This window comes from Pseudomonas sp. 05N431, from assembly GCF_056397005.1.
This window is the reverse complement of sequence record NZ_JBFTMN010000035.1, coordinates 1-15,837: the sequence shown is the minus strand read 5'-3', so window position 1 is coordinate 15,837 and position 15,837 is coordinate 1. Positions and strand designations below refer to the sequence as shown.

General features: G+C 55.3%; 13 protein-coding genes and 1 tRNA gene. All 14 read right to left on the bottom strand.

Annotation, left to right across the window (positions count from 1 at the left end; all coding sequences use genetic code 11):
• The coding region (locus AC1DIG_RS28940; protein WP_477770056.1) for a GTP-binding protein at positions 1-317 on the bottom strand (317 nt) is incomplete at its 3' end.
• A gap of 31 nt (positions 318-348) precedes the next feature.
• Positions 349-2,454 carry an elongation factor G gene (fusA, locus tag AC1DIG_RS28935; protein WP_019693879.1) on the bottom strand — a complete coding sequence of 702 codons (2,106 nt, stop codon included), beginning with the start codon at positions 2,452-2,454 and terminating at the stop codon, positions 349-351.
• 30 nt (positions 2,455-2,484) lie between these two features.
• Positions 2,485-2,955: a 30S ribosomal protein S7 gene (gene rpsG / locus AC1DIG_RS28930; RefSeq protein WP_002555493.1), complete on the bottom strand. Its 471-nt coding sequence runs from the start codon at positions 2,953-2,955 to the stop codon at positions 2,485-2,487.
• A 118-nt stretch (positions 2,956-3,073) separates the two neighbouring features.
• Positions 3,074-3,445, bottom strand: a complete 372-nt coding sequence (gene rpsL / locus AC1DIG_RS28925; RefSeq protein WP_002555494.1) for a 30S ribosomal protein S12 — start codon at positions 3,443-3,445, stop codon at positions 3,074-3,076.
• 216 nt (positions 3,446-3,661) lie between these two features.
• The gene (gene rpoC / locus AC1DIG_RS28920) at positions 3,662-7,861 is read right to left on the bottom strand and encodes a DNA-directed RNA polymerase subunit beta' (RefSeq protein WP_054594278.1); all 4,200 of its coding nucleotides are present in this window, start codon (positions 7,859-7,861) and stop codon (positions 3,662-3,664) included.
• A gap of 63 nt (positions 7,862-7,924) precedes the next feature.
• Complete coding sequence (gene rpoB, locus AC1DIG_RS28915; RefSeq protein ID WP_429539748.1) at positions 7,925-11,998, bottom strand: DNA-directed RNA polymerase subunit beta; 4,074 nt, start codon at positions 11,996-11,998, stop codon at positions 7,925-7,927.
• Positions 11,999-12,218: 220 nt separating this feature from the next.
• Positions 12,219-12,584 (bottom strand): 50S ribosomal protein L7/L12, encoded by a 366-nt coding sequence (gene rplL / locus AC1DIG_RS28910; protein WP_003206098.1) that lies wholly within the window; start codon positions 12,582-12,584, stop codon positions 12,219-12,221.
• Positions 12,585-12,659: 75 nt separating this feature from the next.
• On the bottom strand, positions 12,660-13,160 hold the full coding sequence (gene rplJ / locus AC1DIG_RS28905) for a 50S ribosomal protein L10 (protein ID WP_019693882.1): 501 nt from the start codon (positions 13,158-13,160) through the stop codon (positions 12,660-12,662).
• A gap of 198 nt (positions 13,161-13,358) precedes the next feature.
• On the bottom strand, positions 13,359-14,054 hold the full coding sequence (gene rplA, locus AC1DIG_RS28900) for a 50S ribosomal protein L1 (RefSeq protein WP_019693883.1): 696 nt from the start codon (positions 14,052-14,054) through the stop codon (positions 13,359-13,361).
• Complete coding sequence (gene rplK, locus AC1DIG_RS28895) at positions 14,054-14,485, bottom strand: 50S ribosomal protein L11 (RefSeq protein WP_008008888.1); 432 nt, start codon at positions 14,483-14,485, stop codon at positions 14,054-14,056. Before rplK ends, rplA begins: the two co-directional genes overlap by 1 nt.
• A gap of 117 nt (positions 14,486-14,602) precedes the next feature.
• Positions 14,603-15,136, bottom strand: a complete 534-nt coding sequence (gene nusG / locus AC1DIG_RS28890; protein ID WP_010443972.1) for a transcription termination/antitermination protein NusG — start codon at positions 15,134-15,136, stop codon at positions 14,603-14,605.
• Between the two features lie 9 nt (positions 15,137-15,145).
• The gene (gene secE / locus AC1DIG_RS28885; protein WP_019693884.1) at positions 15,146-15,514 is read right to left on the bottom strand and encodes a preprotein translocase subunit SecE; all 369 of its coding nucleotides are present in this window, start codon (positions 15,512-15,514) and stop codon (positions 15,146-15,148) included.
• Between the two features lie 45 nt (positions 15,515-15,559).
• Positions 15,560-15,635, bottom strand: a tRNA-Trp gene (locus AC1DIG_RS28880).
• Between the two features lie 53 nt (positions 15,636-15,688).
• On the bottom strand, positions 15,689-15,837 hold a 149-nt coding region (locus AC1DIG_RS28875; protein ID WP_477768703.1), incomplete at its 5' end, for an EF-Tu C-terminal domain-related protein.

The window sequence follows — 15,837 nt, the reverse complement described above, 5'->3', positions numbered from 1 at the left end:
CAAACCAGGATAGCGCCGTCCATTTGAGCAGCACCGGTGATCATGTTCTTCACATAGTCAGCGTGACCTGGGCAGTCAACGTGAGCGTAGTGACGGATCTTCGAGTTGTACTCAACGTGTGCGGTGTTGATGGTGATACCGCGAGCTTTCTCTTCTGGTGCGCTGTCGATCTTGTCGAAGTCAACACGAGCCGAACCGAAAACTTCGGAGCAAACACGAGTCAGAGCAGCAGTCAGAGTGGTTTTACCGTGGTCAACGTGACCGATGGTGCCAACGTTGACGTGCGGTAGGGAACGATCAAATTTTTCTTTAGCCACGACAATTAACTCCTAGCCTAAAGGGGCTGAATCAGCCTTGTTTTTTGGTAACAGTTTCGACGATGTGCGACGGAGCTGTATTGTATTTTTTGAATTCCATAGAGTAGCTTGCGCGACCCTGAGACATGGAACGGACGTCGGTCGCATAACCGAACATCTCACCCAACGGAACTTCAGCACGAATTACTTTGCCGGAGACCGTGTCTTCCATACCCAAGATCATGCCGCGACGACGGTTAAGGTCGCCCATCACGTCACCCATATAGTCTTCAGGTGTAACAACCTCTACCGCCATGATCGGCTCAAGCAACTCACCACCGCCCTTCTGGGCCAGTTGCTTGGTCGCCATGGAAGCAGCCACCTTAAACGCCATCTCGTTGGAGTCGACGTCGTGGTAAGAACCATCAAACACGGTAGCCTTCAGGCCGATCAGCGGATAGCCGGCAACAACGCCGTTCTTCATCTGCTCTTCGATACCCTTCTGGATAGCCGGGATGTATTCCTTAGGAACCACACCACCCACAACTTCGTTCAGGAATTGCAGACCTTCCTGACCTTCGTCAGCAGGAGCAAAACGGATCCAGCAATGACCGAACTGGCCACGACCGCCGGACTGACGAACGAACTTGCCTTCGATTTCGCAGCTCTTCGTGATGCGCTCACGATAGGAAACCTGAGGCTTACCAATGTTGGCTTCAACGTTGAACTCACGGCGCATCCGGTCAACCAGGATGTCCAGGTGCAATTCGCCCATGCCGGAGATGATCGTTTGACCAGTCTCTTCATCGGTTTTAACGCGGAAAGACGGGTCTTCCTGAGCAAGCTTGCCCAGAGCGATACCCATTTTTTCCTGGTCATCCTTGGTCTTAGGCTCAACGGCAACCGAAATAACCGGCTCCGGGAAGTCCATGCGAACCAGGATGATTGGCTTGTCAGCGTTGCACAAGGTTTCGCCAGTAGTGACGTCCTTCATGCCGATCAAGGCCGCGATGTCACCAGCGCGTACTTCCTTGATTTCTTCACGGGCGTTTGCGTGCATTTGCACCATACGACCCACGCGCTCTTTCTTGCCTTTAACCGAGTTGATCACGCCGTCGCCGGAGGCCAACACGCCCGAGTAAACACGGACGAAGGTCAAGGTACCCACGAATGGGTCGGTAGCGATCTTGAACGCCAGAGCCGAGAACGGCTCGTCGTCGCTCGCATGACGCTCCATCTGCTTTTCCTCGTCATCCGGGTCAGTACCCTTGATGGCAGGAATATCGGTAGGAGCAGGCAGGTAGTCGATAACGGCGTCGAGAACCAGGGGAACACCCTTGTTCTTGAAGGAAGAACCGCAAACAGCCAGAACGATCTCACCAGCGATAGTACGCTGACGCAGAGCGGCCTTGATTTCCTCGATGGAGAGCTCTTCCCCTTCGAGGTACTTGTTCATCAGCTCTTCGCTGGCTTCGGCCGCAGCTTCAACCATGTTACTGCGCCACTCTTCAGCCAGTTCCTGCAGTTCAGCAGGGATAGCTTCGCGACGAGGCGTCATGCCCTTGTCAGCATCATTCCAGTAAACCGCTTCCATGGTCATCAGATCGATCTGACCCTGGAAGTTGTCTTCGGAACCGATAGCCAACTGGATTGGCACTGGAGTGTGACCCAGACGCTGCTTGATCTGAGCGATCACGCGCAGGAAGTTCGCACCAGCACGGTCCATCTTGTTCACGTAAACGATACGTGGAACACCGTACTTGTTGGCTTGACGCCATACGGTTTCGGACTGAGGTTCAACACCCGAAGTACCACAGAACACAACGACCGCGCCGTCGAGTACACGCAGGGAACGCTCAACTTCAATGGTGAAGTCTACGTGGCCCGGGGTGTCAATGACGTTGAAACGGTATTGGTCCTTGTGCTGCTTCGCAGAACCCTGCCAGAAGGCGGTGATAGCAGCAGAAGTAATGGTAATACCACGCTCCTGCTCCTGCACCATCCAGTCCGTGGTCGCGGCGCCGTCATGCACCTCGCCCATCTTGTGACTTTTGCCGGTGTAAAAAAGGACGCGCTCGGTGGTAGTGGTTTTACCAGCATCCACGTGAGCAACGATACCGATGTTACGGTAGCGGCTAATCGGAGTAGTACGAGCCATAAAGCCCTCGCAAAATTAGTGAAGCTAAAATTAGAAGCGGTAGTGCGAGAAAGCTTTGTTAGCTTCAGCCATACGGTGCACGTCTTCACGCTTCTTAACAGCAGCACCTTTACCTTCAGCAGCGTCCAACAGTTCGCCAGCCAAACGCAGAGCCATAGACTTCTCGCCGCGCTTACGGGCGAAGTCTACCAACCAGCGCATTGCCAGAGCGTTACGACGGGACGGACGAACTTCGACCGGAACCTGGTAAGTAGCACCGCCTACACGGCGCGACTTCACTTCGACCAGCGGAGCGATGGCGTCGAGAGCTTTCTCGAAGATTTCCAGGGGATCGCTGTTCTTGCGTTCTTTAACCTTTTCCAGCGCGCCATAAACGATACGCTCGGCAACGGCTTTTTTGCCGCTTTCCATCACGTGGTTCATGAACTTGGCCAGGATTTGGCTTCCGTATTTTGGATCGTCAAGCACTTCGCGCTTGGCTGCTACGCGTCTTCTTGGCATGGATAAGCCCTCAAACGGTCTTCAGGTTCGCTCGGAATCGGTGCCCTTTCGGGACGCCTCCGACCTTACTCTTATCGACTCAGAAAATAGATAATTCAGTGTTTACAAAAAGCCACTACTACTTAGGCTTCTTGGTACCGTACTTCGAACGACCCTGGTTACGACCTTTAACGCCGGAAGTATCCAAAGAACCGCGTACGGTGTGGTAACGAACACCTGGCAAGTCTTTTACACGACCGCCGCGGATCAGTACCACGCTGTGCTCTTGCAGGTTGTGGCCTTCACCGCCGATGTACGAGGAAACCTCGAAACCGTTGGTCAGACGCACACGGCATACTTTACGCAGTGCCGAGTTAGGTTTTTTCGGCGTGGTGGTATACACACGGGTGCATACGCCACGACGTTGCGGGCAGTTCTGCAGCGCAGGCACGTCGGATTTCTCGACGATACGCTTACGCGGCTGACGTACCAGCTGGTTGATAGTTGCCATCTACTAGCTCCACTGTTGTCTTGCGACGCTATTGTCTTGCAAGAAAAGCAAAATGGCAGGAACGAATTCCCGCCAAATTTAGGGGTACAAGAGTCTAAAGAGGATCTTGTCCCCAGTCAAGGCAAGGCCCCGACCTCCCCGCTCATCCAACCTCGACAAATTGTCTCGATTCGATGAACGGGGGCGCCAGGGCCCCACACTTATTTATCGCAGAACTCAGTTACCGCTCGAGTTCAGCGCTTCGGTCAGTGCAGCTTCCACTTCACTGGCGCTTACGCGCAACGGTTTGTCAGCATCACGGCGGCGTTTACGCTCGCTGTGATAAGCCAGACCGGTACCTGCCGGGATCAAACGACCCACGACCACGTTTTCTTTCAGGCCGCGCAGGTAATCGCGCTTGCCGGTTACCGCCGCTTCGGTCAGTACGCGAGTGGTCTCTTGGAAAGAGGCCGCCGAGATGAACGATTCGGTGGACAACGACGCCTTGGTGATACCCAGCAGAACGCGAGTGAACTTGGAGACGAACTTGTCGTCTGCAGCCAAACGCTCGTTCTCTACCAGTACGTGAGTCAATTCCATCTGGTCGCCCTTGATGAAAGTGGAATCGCCGGATTCAGCGATTTCAACTTTACGCAGCATCTGACGCAGGATGGTCTCGATGTGCTTATCGTTGATCTTCACGCCTTGCAGACGGTAAACGTCCTGGATCTCGTTAACAATGTACTTGGCCAGCGCACTCACACCCAGCAGACGCAGGATGTCGTGTGGATCGCTCGGGCCGTCGGAGATAACTTCGCCGCGGTTTACCTGTTCACCTTCGAAGACGTTCAGGTGACGCCACTTCGGAATCAGCTCTTCATACGGATCGCTACCGTCGTTCGGGGTAATGACCAGACGGCGCTTGCCTTTGGTCTCTTTACCGAACGCGATGGTGCCGCTGACTTCAGCCAGAATCGAGGCTTCTTTCGGACGACGGGCTTCGAACAAGTCGGCAACACGCGGCAGACCACCGGTGATGTCACGGGTCTTCGAAGTCTCTTGCGGAATACGAGCGATAACATCACCGATCGCGATTTTCGCACCGTCCGCCACACCGACCAGGGCGTTGGCAGGCAGGAAGTACTGAGCGATTACGTCGGTACCCGGCAGCAAGAGATCCTTGCCGTTGTCATCAACCATCTTCACGGCAGGACGGATGTCTTTACCGGCAGCAGGACGGTCTTTGGCGTCGAGTACTTCAATGTTGGTCATACCGGTCAATTCGTCAGTCTGACGCTTGATCGTGATGCCCTCTTCCATGCCCACGTAGGTCACGGTACCTTTCATTTCGGTAACGATTGGGTGAGTGTGCGGATCCCACTTGGCCACGATTGCGCCAGCGTCGACCTTGTCACCTTCTTTAACCGAAATCACAGCACCGTACGGCAGCTTGTAGCGCTCGCGCTCACGACCGTAGTCGTCTGCGATTGCCAGCTCACCGGAACGGGACACAGCAACCAGGCAACCATCCACTCGCTCAACGTGTTTCAGGTTGTGCAGACGGACGGTACCGCCATTCTTCACCTGAACGCTATCGGCTGCAGAGGTCCGGCTTGCCGCACCACCGATGTGGAACGTACGCATTGTCAGCTGGGTACCCGGCTCACCGATCGACTGGGCAGCGATTACGCCGACAGCTTCACCGATGTTCACCTGGTGACCACGAGCCAGATCACGGCCGTAGCACTTGGCGCAAATGCCATAACGGGTTTCGCAGCTGATCGGCGAACGCACGATCACTTCGTCGATGCTGTTCAGCTCGATGAATTCAACCCACTTCTCGTCTACCAGAGTGCCGGCAGGAACAATGATTTCCTCGGTGCCTGGCTTGAATACGTCACGGGCGATAACACGACCCAATACGCGCTCACCCAACGGCTCTACAACGTCACCGCCTTCAATGTGCGGAGTCATCAGCAGACCGTGTTCGGTGCCGCAATCGATCTCGGTTACAACCAGATCCTGCGCCACGTCTACCAGACGACGAGTCAGGTAACCGGAGTTCGCAGTTTTCAACGCGGTATCCGCCAGACCCTTACGAGCACCGTGAGTGGAGATGAAGTACTGAAGTACGCTCAAACCTTCACGGAAGTTCGCAGTAATCGGCGTTTCGATGATGGAACCGTCCGGCTTGGCCATCAGGCCACGCATACCGGCGAGCTGACGGATCTGCGCAGCAGAACCCCGTGCGCCCGAGTCGGCCATCATGTACATCGAGTTGAAGGACTCTTGCTCGACTTCGACGCCATGACGGTCGATGACTTTCTCTTTCGAGAGGTTGGCCATCATCGCCTTGGAAACTTCGTCGTTCGCCTTGGACCAAAGGTCGATCACTTTGTTGTACTTCTCGCCCTGGGTTACCAGGCCGGAGGCGTACTGACTTTCGATCTCTTTCACTTCGTCGGTGGCAGCACCGATGATGCGGGCTTTTTCATCCGGGATAACGAAGTCGTTAACACCGATGGAAACGCCGGAAATGGTCGAATAGGCAAAACCGGTGTACATCAACTGGTCAGCGAAGATCACGGTCTCTTTCAAACCAACCACGCGGTAGCACTGGTTGATCAGCTTGGAGATCGCCTTTTTCTTCATCGGCAAGTTGACGACGTCGTACGACAGACCTTTTGGCACAACCTGGAACAACAGCGCACGGCCGACAGTAGTGTCGACGATACGGGTGTTGGTCACGCTGCCGCCATCACGGTCGTTGACGGTTTCGTTGATCCGCACTTTAACCTTGGCGTGCAGTGCGGCTTCGCCGGCACGGAACACACGGTCAACTTCTTGCAGATCCGCGAACACACGACCTTCGCCCTTGGCGTTGATCGCTTCACGAGTCATGTAGTACAGACCCAATACAACGTCCTGCGACGGAACGATGATTGGCTCACCGTTGGCTGGCGACAGAATGTTGTTGGTCGACATCATCAACGCGCGCGCTTCCAACTGGGCTTCCAGTGTCAGCGGTACGTGCACGGCCATTTGGTCGCCGTCGAAGTCGGCGTTGTACGCAGCGCAGACCAGCGGGTGCAGCTGAATAGCCTTACCTTCGATCAGAACCGGTTCAAATGCCTGGATACCCAGACGGTGAAGGGTCGGTGCACGGTTGAGAAGCACTGGGTGTTCGCGGATAACTTCAGCGAGAACGTCCCAAACTTCCGGCAACTCGCGCTCGACCATCTTCTTGGCAGCTTTGATGGTGGTAGCGAGACCACGCATTTCCAGCTTGCCGAAAATGAACGGCTTGAACAGCTCGAGAGCCATTTTCTTCGGCAGACCGCACTGGTGCAGACGCAGGGTCGGACCTACGGTAATTACCGAACGACCGGAGTAGTCAACACGCTTACCAAGCAAGTTCTGACGGAAACGACCCTGCTTACCCTTGATCATGTCAGCCAAGGATTTCAGAGGACGCTTGTTGGAGCCGGTGATAGCACGGCCACGACGACCGTTGTCGAGCAAGGCGTCGACAGCTTCCTGCAACATACGCTTTTCGTTGCGCACGATGATGTCCGGAGCGGACAGATCAAGCAGGCGCTTCAAGCGGTTGTTACGGTTGATCACTCGACGATACAGGTCGTTGAGGTCGGAAGTCGCGAAACGACCGCCATCCAGCGGGACCAGCGGACGCAGATCTGGCGGCAGAACCGGCAGAACGGTCAGCACCATCCACTCTGGCAAGTTGCCGGAACCCTGGAAGGCTTCCATCAACTTCAGACGTTTGGACAGCTTCTTGATTTTGGTTTCGGAGTTGGTTTGCGGAATTTCTTCACGCAGACGGCCAATCTCGTGCTCCAGATCGATAGCGTGCAGCAGTTCACGGACAGCTTCGGCACCCATGCGGGCATCGAAATCGTCGCCAAACTCTTCCAGCGCTTCGAAGTACTGCTCGTCGTTGAGCAGCTGACCTTTTTCAAGGGTGGTCATGCCTGGATCGATAACGACATAGCTCTCGAAGTAGAGAACGCGTTCGATATCACGCAGGGTCATGTCCATCAGCAAGCCGATACGGGACGGCAGCGATTTCAGGAACCAGATGTGGGCAACTGGCGAGGCCAGTTCGATGTGCGCCATGCGCTCACGACGAACTTTTGCCAGCGCGACTTCAACGCCGCACTTCTCGCAGATCACACCGCGGTGCTTCAAGCGCTTGTACTTACCGCACAGGCACTCGTAATCCTTTACCGGGCCAAAGATCTTGGCGCAGAACAGGCCGTCACGCTCAGGTTTGAACGTACGGTAGTTGATGGTTTCCGGCTTTTTAACTTCACCGAACGACCACGAACGGATCATCTCAGGCGATGCCAATCCGATACGGATGGCGTCGAACTCTTCGACTTGACCCTGGTTTTTCAGCAAATTCAGTAGGTCTTTCAAGGCCTTTCCTCCTGGCGGAGCAGAGAGCGGGCAATCCTGCCCCGCTCTCATTCGCGTCACGTGTTATTCGGTTTCCAGATCGATATCGATGCCGAGGGAACGAATTTCCTTGATCAACACGTTGAAGGACTCGGGCATGCCCGGCTCCATACGGTGATCGCCGTCCACGATGTTTTTGTACATCTTGGTCCGGCCGTTCACATCGTCCGACTTCACTGTGAGCATTTCTTGCAGAGTGTAAGCAGCACCGTATGCTTCCAGTGCCCAGACCTCCATCTCCCCGAAACGCTGACCACCGAACTGCGCCTTACCACCCAGCGGCTGCTGGGTAACCAGGCTGTACGAACCGGTAGAACGAGCGTGCATCTTGTCGTCTACCAAGTGGTTCAGCTTCAGCATGTACATGTAGCCAACGGTAACCGGGCGCTCGAACTTGTTGCCGGTACGGCCGTCAGTCAGCTGCATCTGGCCGCTTTCTGGCAGGTCCGCCAGTTTCAGCATGGCCTTGATTTCGCTTTCCTTGGCACCGTCGAACACCGGAGTGGCCATCGGTACGCCGCCGCGCAGGTTCTTCGCCAGATCCAGGATTTCCTGGTCGGAGAAGGTGTCCAGCTCTTCGTTGCGGCCGCCGATCTCGTTGTAGATCTCGTGCAGGAACTTGCGAAGGTCAGCGACCTTGCGCTGCTCTTCGATCATACGGTTGATCTTCTCGCCCAGACCTTTGGCCGCGAGGCCCAGGTGGGTTTCAAGAATCTGACCAACGTTCATACGCGAAGGTACGCCCAACGGGTTGAGGACGACGTCGACCGGGGTGCCATTGGCATCGTGCGGCATGTCTTCAACCGGCATGATCACGGAGACCACACCCTTGTTACCGTGACGACCGGCCATCTTGTCACCCGGCTGGATGCGGCGACGGATTGCCAGGTAAACCTTGACGATTTTCAGCACGCCTGGAGCCAGGTCATCGCCCTGCTGCAGTTTGCGCTTCTTGTCTTCGAACTTGTCGTCCAGCAGACGGCGGCGATCAACGATGTAGGCCTGAGCCTTCTCGAGCTGCTCGTTCAGAGCATCTTCAGCCATGCGCAGTTTGAACCACTGGCCGTGCTCAAGACCGTCGAGTACTTCGTCGGTGATTTCCTGACCTTTCTTCAGACCGGCGCCGCCTTCGGCTTTGTGGCCGACCAGAGCGGAGCGCAGACGTTCGAAAGTAGCGCCTTCAACGATACGGAACTCTTCGTTCAGGTCCTTGCGGATCTCGTCGAGCTGAGTCTTCTCGATCGACAGAGCACGAGCATCACGCTCAACGCCGTCACGGGTGAAGACCTGTACGTCGATGACAGTACCTTTGGTACCGGTAGGTACGCGCAGGGAAGTGTCTTTAACATCGCTGGCTTTTTCACCGAAGATTGCACGCAACAGCTTCTCTTCCGGAGTCAGTTGGGTCTCGCCTTTCGGAGTGACCTTACCAACCAGGATGTCGCCTGCGCCAACTTCAGCACCTACGTAAACAATACCGGCTTCGTCCAGTTTGTTCAGTGCAGCTTCACCCACGTTCGGGATGTCTGCAGTGATTTCCTCTGGCCCAAGCTTGGTGTCACGCGCCACACAGGTCAGTTCCTGGATGTGGATCGTGGTGAAGCGGTCTTCCTGAACCACACGCTCGGACAGGCAGATGGAGTCTTCGAAGTTGAAGCCGTTCCATGCCATGAACGCGATGCGCATGTTCTGACCCAGAGCCAGTTCACCCATGTCGGTGGACGGACCGTCGGCCATGATGTCGCTACGCTGAACCCGATCACCCTTGCTCACCAGCGGACGCTGGTTGATGCAGGTGTTCTGGTTGGAGCGGGTGTATTTGGTCAGGTTGTAGATGTCGACACCAGCTTCGCCGGTTTCAACTTCGTCATCAGCAACACGAACCACGATACGGCTGGCATCAACGGAGTCAATCACGCCGCCACGACGAGCCACGACGCAAACGCCGGAGTCGCGAGCCACGTTACGCTCCATGCCGGTACCTACCAGCGGCTTGTCAGCGCGCAGGGTTGGTACAGCTTGACGCTGCATGTTCGAACCCATCAACGCACGGTTGGCGTCGTCGTGCTCGAGGAACGGGATCAGCGACGCTGCAACCGAAACTACCTGCTTCGGTGATACGTCCATCAAGGTGACGTCTTCCGGCGCCTTGACGGTGAACTCGTTCAAGTGACGAACAGCTACCAGTTCGTCGATCAGGACCTTCTTGTCGTTCATCGTGGCCGAAGCCTGAGCGATCACGTGATCAGCTTCTTCGATGGCGGACAGGAACACGATCTCGTCGGTGACCAGAGCGTCTTTCACCACGCGGTACGGGCTCTCGAGGAAGCCGTACTGGTTGGTGCGCGCATAAGCGGCCAGGGAGTTGATCAGACCGATGTTCGGACCTTCCGGCGTTTCAATCGGGCATACACGACCGTAGTGAGTCGGGTGTACGTCACGAACTTCAAAGCCCGCACGCTCACGCGTCAGACCACCAGGGCCGAGTGCAGAAACGCGACGCTTGTGGGTGATCTCGGACAGCGGGTTGTTCTGGTCCATGAACTGGGACAGCTGGCTGGAACCGAAGAACTCTTTCACCGCCGCAGCAACTGGCTTGGCGTTGATCAGGTCTTGCGGCATCAGGCCTTCGCTTTCAGCCATCGACAGACGCTCTTTGACCGCACGCTCAACACGTACCAGGCCAACGCGGAACTGGTTCTCGGCCATTTCGCCTACGCAGCGAACACGACGGTTACCCAGGTGGTCGATGTCATCGACGATGCCTTTACCGTTACGGATGTCGACCAGAGTCTTCAGTACCGCGACGATGTCTTCTTTGCACAACACGCCCGAACCTTCGATCTCGGTACGACCGATACGACGGTTGAACTTCATCCGACCGACCGCAGACAGGTCATAGCGCTCAGGGCTGAAGAACAGGTTGTTGAACAGAGTCTCGGCAGCGTCTTTGGTTGGCGGCTCGCCAGGACGCATCATGCGATAGATCTCGACCAGCGCTTCCAATTGGTTGCTGGTGGAGTCGATCTTCAGTGTGTCGGAGACGAACGGACCGCAGTCGATATCGTTGGTGTACAGAGTCTCGATGCGAACGACCTGGGCCTTGGCGATTTTCGCCAGGATCTCGGTGTTCAGCTCGGTGTTGCACTCTGCCAGGATTTCGCCGGTAGCCGGATGCACGATGACCTTGGCGGTAGTGCGACCCAGGACGTAGTCCAGCGGCACTTGCAGCTCTTTGATCCCGGCTTTTTCCAGCTGGTTGATGTGACGAGCGGTGATACGACGACCTTGCTCGACAATAACCTTGCCTTTGTCATCCTGAATATCAAGGACAGCAATTTCACCGCGCAGGCGCTGAGGCACCAGTTCCAGGCTGAGGTTTTCACCTTGCACGTGGAAAACGTTGGTGGTGTAGAACGCGTCCAGCACTTCTTCAGTGGTATAGCCGAGCGCGCGCAGCAGTACCGATGCAGGCAGCTTGCGACGACGGTCGATACGCACGAATACGCAGTCTTTCGGGTCGAACTCGAAGTCCAGCCACGAACCGCGGTAAGGAATGATCCGCGCGGAGTACAGCAGTTTGCCGGAGCTGTGCGTCTTGCCACGGTCGTGGTCGAAGAACACGCCCGGGGAACGGTGCAGCTGGGAAACGATTACACGCTCGGTACCGTTGATTACGAAGGTACCGTTCTCAGTCATCAGGGGGATTTCACCCATGTAGACTTCTTGCTCTTTGATGTCCTTGATCGCTTTGTTCGACGATTCTTTGTCGAAAATGATCAGGCGCACTTTTACCCGCAAAGGTACGGCGTAAGTCACACCGCGCAATACGCATTCTTTGACATCAAATGCCGGTTCGCCCAGGCGATAACCGACGTACTCCAGCGCAGCATTGCCGGAGTAGCTGATGATCGGGAAAACGGATTTGAAGGCCGCATGCAGGCCCACGTCGCGGAACTGATCTTTAGTCGCTCCCGCTTGCAAGAATTCACGATACGAATCCAGCTGGATGGCCAGGAGGTACGGCACATCCATGACGTCCGGCAACTTGCTAAAGTCCTTGCGGATACGTTTTTTCTCAGTATATGAGTAAGCCATCAGCGTTCCCCAGCTTGGTCACCTGCTTGTTTGGCCCCTCCCGACGGGAGCAGCCAGAAAATCGTGCAAACCCCATGGTTTGCGCCACCGCATCGGGTGGTTACAGCTCGTTATCAGCACCGACCCAGTCGGCTGCCAATAACGGAAAAAGGCCGGTGGCAAGAGCCACCAGCCATCAGCCTTTCGCTTAACGCTCGGGCTGGAGACGCAAAGTCGAAGCTTACTTCAGCTCGACTTTAGCGCCTGCTTCTTCCAGAACTGCTTTGGCTTTGTCAGCTGCGTCTTTGGCAACAGCTTCCAGAACCATGGCAGGAGCGCCGTCAACTACAGCCTTGGCTTCTTTCAGGCCCAGACCGGTCAGTTCACGTACAGCCTTGATCACGTTAACTTTCTTCTCGCCAGCTTCGGTCAGCATGACGTTGAATTCGGTTTGCTCTTCAGCAACGGCAGCAGCAACAGCTGGACCAGCCGATGCAGCAGCAGCGGTAACGCCGAATTTTTCTTCGAAAGCTTTGATCAGTTCAACAACTTCCATTACGGACATGTTGCCAACGGCTTCAAGGATATCGTTTTGAGAGATAGACATGACTCTAATTCCTGAATTGGGGGACGGCCTACGCGACCATCGAAATAAACAAAAAACGCGAGAAGATGGCGAGCCTTAGGCTGCAGCAGCTTCTTTCTGGTCGCGAATTGCCGCCAGAGTGCGAGCCAATTTGCTGGTAGCGCCTTGAATCACGCTCATCAGCTGAGAAATTGCTTCGTCACGGGTCGGCAGAGTTGCCAGTACGTCGATTTGGTTAGCTGCGAGGAACTTGCCCTCGAACGCAGCTGCCTTGATCTCGAACTTGTCCTGACCTTTTGCGAATTCCTTGAAGATACGAGCAGCAGCGCCCGGATGTTCTTTGGAGAATGCAATCAAGGTCGGGCCAGTGAACACGTCGTTGAGAACACTGTATTCAGTGTCAGCAACAGCGCGCTTGAGCAGGGTGTTACGTACAACACGTACGTAAACGCCAGCTTCACGAGCCTCTTTACGGAGTCCGGTCATAGCGCCTACTGTTACGCCACGGGCATCAGCCACGACAGCGGACAGAGCAGCTTTGGCAGCCTCGTTGACTTCAGCGACGATGGCCTTCTTGTCTTCGAGTTTAATTGCCACGGGTTTAACTCCTGCTTGTTACCGTTTCATCCAGCCGAGGCCGGATGTCGTTTTGGTGTCTGATTCGGTAAGGAACCGGGAGCACCATCTGCGTAGGCTTGAGGTTTAAGACTTGCGTCGCCTACGGTCTTGGATAGCCCCCGCCAGGCAGGGACCCCAATTTTTCAATTGGCGCAATTACTCGCGCCAATCTGTGTCTTACGCGTCGAGCGAACCCTGGTCGATGACCAGACCTGGGCCCATAGTGGTGCTCAGGGTAACGCGCTTGACGTAAATACCTTTCGAGGAAGCTGGCTTGATACGCTTCAGATCAGCGATCAGGGCTTCAACGTTTTCCTTCAGCTTGACGGCATCGAAGCCGACTTTGCCAACGGAGGTGTGGATGATGCCGTTTTTGTCGGTGCGATAACGAACCTGACCAGCTTTTGCGTTTTTAACCGCGGTAGCTACGTCTGGAGTTACGGTGCCGACTTTAGGGTTAGGCATCAGGCCACGTGGACCGAGGATCTGACCCAACTGACCTACAACGCGCATTGCATCCGGGGAAGCAATAACCACGTCATAGTTCAGGTCGCCGCCTTTCATTTCGGCAGCCAGGTCGTCCATGCCTACGCGATCAGCGCCGGCGGCCAGAGCAGCTTCAGCTGCTGGGCCCTGGGTGAACACAGCAACGCGAACGGTCTTGCCAGTGCCGTGTGGCAGCACAGTAGCGCTACGAACAACCTGGTCAGATTTACGCGGGTCAACACCCAGGTTCACAGCAACGTCGAACGACTCGCTGAACTTGACAGTCGACAGCTCAGCCAGCAGAGCAGCGGCATCTACAAAGTTGTAGGCCTTGCCCGCTTCGATTTTGCCGGCGATAGCCTTTTGGCGCTTGGTCAGCTTAGCCATTACACACCCTCCACGTTAAGGCCCATGCTACGAGCAGAACCGGCGATAGTACGCACGGCTGCTTCCATATCAGCTGCAGTCAGATCCGCGTTTTTGGTTTTCGCGATTTCTTCCAGCTGAGCACGAGTGACAGTGCCAACCTTAACGGTGTTTGGACGAGCGGAACCGCTAGTCAAACCAGCAGCCTTCTTCAGCAGAACCGAAGCCGGGGTGCTTTTAGTTTCGAAAGTGAAGCTACGGTCGCTGTAGACAGTGATGATCACTGGAGTCGGCAGACCTGGCTCAATACCCTGAGTACGGGCGTTGAAAGCCTTGCAGAATTCCATGATGTTCACGCCGTGCTGACCCAGAGCAGGACCAACAGGTGGGCTTGGGTTAGCCTGAGCGGCCTTCACTTGCAGCTTGATGTAAGCGGTAATCTTCTTGGCCATGAGGCACTCCAATTACGGGTTCGAACGCCTCGAGAGGCTCCCCGGTTACTTGCGCGTTTATCCCAGTGACGACAAAACCCCACAGCCTAGGGCTGCGGGGTTGGGATGCTTGTTCGGCTAGACCTTTTCGACCTGGCTGAACTCTAGCTCTACCGGAGTAGAGCGACCGAAAATGAGCACTGCGACTTGGATCCGGCTCTTTTCGTAGTTAACTTCTTCGACCGTGCCATTAAAATCAGCGAACGGACCGTCGGTAACACGAACCACTTCACCCGGCTCAAACAGAGTCTTGGGTTTCGGCTTGTCACTACCATCAGCAACACGACGCAGAATTGCTTCTGCTTCTTTGTCAGTGATCGGCGCTGGCTTATCAGCAGTACCGCCGATGAAGCCCATCACCCGAGGAGTATCCTTGACCAAGTGCCAAGTACCCTCGTTCATATCCATCTGGACCAGCACATAACCAGGGAAGAACTTACGCTCGCTTTTGCGCTTCTGGCCATTACGCATTTCAACCACTTCTTCAGTGGGAACCAGAATTTCGCCGAAGCCATCTTCCATGCCAGCCAGCTTTACACGCTCGATCAACGAACGCATGACATGCTTCTCGTAACCCGAGTAAGCATGCACAACGTACCAACGCTTAGCCACGGGACACCCTTAGCCAACAATCAAGGAAACAAGCCAGCCGAGCAGGGAATCAAGCCCCCACAACAGCAACGCCATAACCAGAACAACAGCCACCACAATCAGGGTGGTCTGCGTGGTTTCTTGGCGAGTTGGCCACACGACTTTACGAATCTCGGTGCGAGCTTCCTTAACCAGTACAAAGAAAGACTTGCCCTTGACTGTCTGCAGGCCTACAAAGGCAGCTACAGCAGCAATAACAAGCAAAGCGAGTACACGGTACAGGATCGGCGCAGCATGGTAATACTGATTGCCGACAACGCCAACAACCACCAAGGCGACTACTACAAGCCACTTGAGCAGATCGAAGCGAGAGCCTTGAGCTTCAGCTTTAGGAGTCATCTATGAAGATCCTGTGAAAAGAAAGCCAGACGCACTGAGTGAATCTGGCAGGTCAGGAGGGAATCGAACCCCCAACCTACGGTTTTGGAGACCGTCGCTCTGCCAATTGAGCTACTGACCTAAAACAAAATCAGGCCGACCATTATGCCGGCCCGAAAAAGACATTACAACAATTTACTCGATGATTTTGGCTACGACGCCAGCGCCGACGGTACGACCGCCTTCACGGATAGCGAAACGCAGACCGTCTTCCATTGCGATGGTTTTGATCAGGGTAACAGTCATCTGAATGTTGTCACCTGGCATTACCATTTCAACGCCTT

Coding starts and splice junctions, on each gene's coding strand:
- secE (WP_019693884.1), bottom strand. CDS start 15,514: ATGACTCCTAAAGCTGAAGCTCAAGGCTCTCGCTTCGATCTGCTCAAG.
- rplL (WP_003206098.1), bottom strand. CDS start 12,584: ATGTCTATCTCTCAAAACGATATCCTTGAAGCCGTTGGCAACATGTCC.
- rpsG (WP_002555493.1), bottom strand. CDS start 2,955: ATGCCAAGAAGACGCGTAGCAGCCAAGCGCGAAGTGCTTGACGATCCA.
- rpsL (WP_002555494.1), bottom strand. CDS start 3,445: ATGGCAACTATCAACCAGCTGGTACGTCAGCCGCGTAAGCGTATCGTC.
- fusA (WP_019693879.1), bottom strand. CDS start 2,454: ATGGCTCGTACTACTCCGATTAGCCGCTACCGTAACATCGGTATCGTT.
- rpoB (WP_429539748.1), bottom strand. CDS start 11,998: ATGGCTTACTCATATACTGAGAAAAAACGTATCCGCAAGGACTTTAGC.
- rplA (WP_019693883.1), bottom strand. CDS start 14,054: ATGGCTAAGCTGACCAAGCGCCAAAAGGCTATCGCCGGCAAAATCGAA.
- rplK (WP_008008888.1), bottom strand. CDS start 14,485: ATGGCCAAGAAGATTACCGCTTACATCAAGCTGCAAGTGAAGGCCGCT.